Below are 1072 nucleotides of genomic sequence, written 5' to 3'. Positions count from 1 at the left end.
GCACCGCGCCCAGGGCTTCGGCCTGGAGGCGAAGCGGCCGCACACCGACGGCGTCGTCACCGGCTGGGGCACCGTGCACGGCCGGACGGTCTTCGTCTACGCACACGACTTCCGGATCTTCGGCGGCGCCCTCGGCGAGGCCCACGCCCAGAAGATCCACAAGATCATGGACATGGCGCTGGCCACCGGAGCGCCGCTGGTGTCGCTCAACGACGGCGCCGGCGCCCGCATCCAGGAGGGCGTCACCGCCCTCGCCGGGTACGGCGGCATCTTCCGCCGCAACACCAAGGCCTCCGGCGTGATCCCGCAGATCTCCGTGATGCTCGGCCCCTGCGCCGGCGGCGCCGCCTACTCCCCCGCGCTCACCGACTTCGTCTTCATGGTCCGCGGCATCTCGCAGATGTTCATCACCGGCCCGGACGTCGTCCAGGCCGTCACCGGCGAGCAGATCACCCACAACGGCCTCGGCGGCGCGGACGTCCACGCCGGCGTCTCCGGCGTGTCCCACTTCGCCTACGACGACGAGGAGACCTGCCTCGCCGACGTGCGGCACCTGCTCTCCCTCTTACCGCAGAACAACCGCGAGTTCCCGCCCGCCGAGCCGTGCACCGACCCGGAGGACCGGCCCTGCGAGGCGCTGCTCGACCTCGTCCCCGCGGACGGCAGCCGCCCCTACGACATGCGCACCGTCATCGAGGAGGTCGTCGACGACGCCGACCACCTGGAGATCCAGCCCACCTGGGCCACCAACGTCATCTGCACCCTGGCCAGGATCGGCGGCAGCGTCGCCGGCATCGTCGCCAACCAGCCGCACGCCCTGGCCGGCGTCCTCGACATCCACGCGAGCGAGAAGGCCGCACGCTTCGTCCAGATGTGCGACGCCTTCAACATCCCGATCGTCACCCTGGTGGACGTCCCCGGCTTCCTGCCCGGAGTCGACCAGGAGCACGAGGGCATCATCCGGCACGGCGCCAAACTGCTCTACGCGTACTGCAACGCCACCGTGCCGAGGATCCAGCTGATCCTGCGCAAGGCCTACGGCGGCGCCTACATCGTCATGGACTCCCGCTCC

1 protein-coding gene is annotated in these 1072 nt (G+C 70.6%); it reads left to right on the top strand.

Features of this window, described 5'->3' with window-relative positions; genetic code table 11:
• On the top strand, positions 1–1072 hold a 1072-nt coding region (locus ABZ641_RS39110), incomplete at both ends, for an acyl-CoA carboxylase subunit beta (protein WP_359989486.1).

The organism is Kitasatospora sp. NPDC007106 (genome assembly GCF_040634455.1).
GTDB classification, from domain to species: Bacteria; Actinomycetota; Actinomycetes; order Streptomycetales; family Streptomycetaceae; genus Kitasatospora; species Kitasatospora arboriphila.
This window is presented reverse-complemented; position numbering and strand designations above follow the sequence as displayed.